The sequence below is a fragment of the Lachnoclostridium sp. genome, from assembly GCF_031997925.1.
Taxonomy (GTDB): domain Bacteria; phylum Bacillota; class Clostridia; order Lachnospirales; family Lachnospiraceae; genus Lachnoclostridium.
Genome location: NZ_DAMADT010000019.1, coordinates 86,600 through 88,575 on the forward strand (window position 1 = coordinate 86,600; position 1,976 = coordinate 88,575).

The following is a 1,976-nucleotide window of genomic DNA, read 5'->3' on the forward strand; positions in this document are numbered from 1 at the left end:
GTCTACTTGCTTTTTCTAGTGCTATTGTAGTATTTCCTTTGTGAAACTCTTTTTGTGTCGGAACAACTATATAATGTTTATTTTCATAAGTAGGAAACACCTTTAGTGGATAATATCCAGATTGCTTTAATCTCACTTTTCCGTCTTCCTTAATAACCAGAAGTCGTAATATTATCGTATCATTATTCGCTTCGGTCACCATACTTGATACAAAATTCCCCATAGAATACATACATAGTACTTGTCTATTATCACTTGTCTTTATGTACAGCGCTTCTTGCAAACAATGAGGATGTGATCCAATAATAACATCCACCCCAGCCTCAGCCATATCGAGTGCATGTTGTTTTTGAAGCTTCGTAATTTCTGTAGTATTTTCTATTCCCCAATGATTATACGCTATGATAAATTCTGCCCCAGCCTTTTTTGCCTCCTTAACATCACGTTCCACTGACGTTTTACTATAACAGTTAACAAAACTATTTAAATCATTAGCAGATAAACTTTCACGGAAATTAATATATTCTGTATAACTTAAAACTCCAATTTTAATTCCATTCACTTCATAGAGAAGAAACCTAGGTATATCATTTTCTAAGTAAGTTCCTACTTGTGCGATATGATATTCCTGTAATTTTTCTATTGTTTCTCTAATTCCAGTCATTCCACCATCAAGACAATGATTATTTGCAGTAACGACAGCATCAAAACCTGAATATCGTAGAGCATCTAAAAACGTCGCAGGAGCATTACAATTAGGAGAACCCTTCCTTATTTTTTGTTCAAACGTATAGTAATTTGAATGTGATGTCAATGTTTCAAGATTTCCAATGACCAAATCACTGTTTGAAAATATTTGTCTCACATAGGAAAAACTATTATTAAAAACAAATGTATTTTTACTCTTTGCCCCATACTGTTGAGCACGTAAGCACATAATATCTCCAGTTATCATTACAGTTGCGTTTTTTGCCATATCTATTGGTTCATCCTTACCATTTGGTACTATTAGCTCGTCATCGCTTATCTTTTTTCGATAAATACCATCCTCATCTAATATGTAGCGGTTCTGGCCTACCTTACTTAAAGGCTGGTATGCTTTTCTTATTAAAGTCTCTTGATTTTTTGCAAATACGATCTGACTTTTAAGGTTTGTACACCATACGAATGTAACTATGACAGCAAGAAGGAAAGCCCCAATTTTTCGTAGGATATATTTCATATTCATAGTAAATTTCATATTTATACTAAACTTAATATTCACGCTAAATTAATCTCCATAATAAAATTAAAAATCATTTCTAATATATGCTCACTTGTCCCATAATATTCCACTAGAAATTTAGGTTGTTTTTCTATACCATATTCACACAGTTACTTCTATAGATAAATTATGTCTACAATAGCACTTGTTGGGATACAACTACGTTTTACTCAGTACGAGTGAAGCCTTTTATTTTTAGCTATTCGATTTTACTTATCATTGCATGGGAGTTTCACTAGAATTGTTAGACATGAGGAATTTTTATGAAAGGAAAAACACATATTATTGGTGGTCTGGCCATCTCAGGCATACTACTTTATTGTAATAAAACTTATCACTTGGATTTACCCATTAGATCATTTGATTATATCACTGGGTCTGTATTAGGTTCCTTATTGCCAGATATCGACCATAAGAAGAGCTTTCTTGGGTCAATTTTTCATCTACCAATCAAACACAGAACTCTTACTCATAGCTTTCTATTTTTATTTTTAACCAGCATTATCGTTCTTCAATTTAATTTAAGTATTGCTCTAGGACTTTTTCTTGGCATTAGTAGCCATCTGTTTCTAGACATGGTACCAATACACTCAAATGGTATCTGCTTGTTCTATCCTTCGAAAAAGCGCTACAGTTTCTTTCGAATTCCAAAGTGAATGCTCCACCACTTAAATCAGCAAGCTGATTTTGAAGAGGTTGCTTCTATAAAGCG

The 1,976-nt window shown here is 33.1% G+C and carries 2 protein-coding genes; one reads left to right on the forward strand and one right to left on the reverse strand.

What is annotated here, in order from left to right; all coding sequences use genetic code 11:
* The coding region (locus tag RTP52_RS12965) for a CapA family protein (RefSeq protein ID WP_312371835.1) at nucleotides 1-1,264 on the reverse strand (1,264 nt) is incomplete at its 3' end.
* 263 nt (nucleotides 1,265-1,527) lie between these two features.
* Here RTP52_RS12965 and RTP52_RS12970 point away from each other — a divergent pair.
* A complete protein-coding gene (locus tag RTP52_RS12970) occupies nucleotides 1,528-1,920 on the forward strand; it encodes a metal-dependent hydrolase (protein ID WP_312101928.1) in 393 nt (130 codons plus the stop codon).
* Nucleotides 1,921-1,976: the final 56 nt, after the last annotated feature.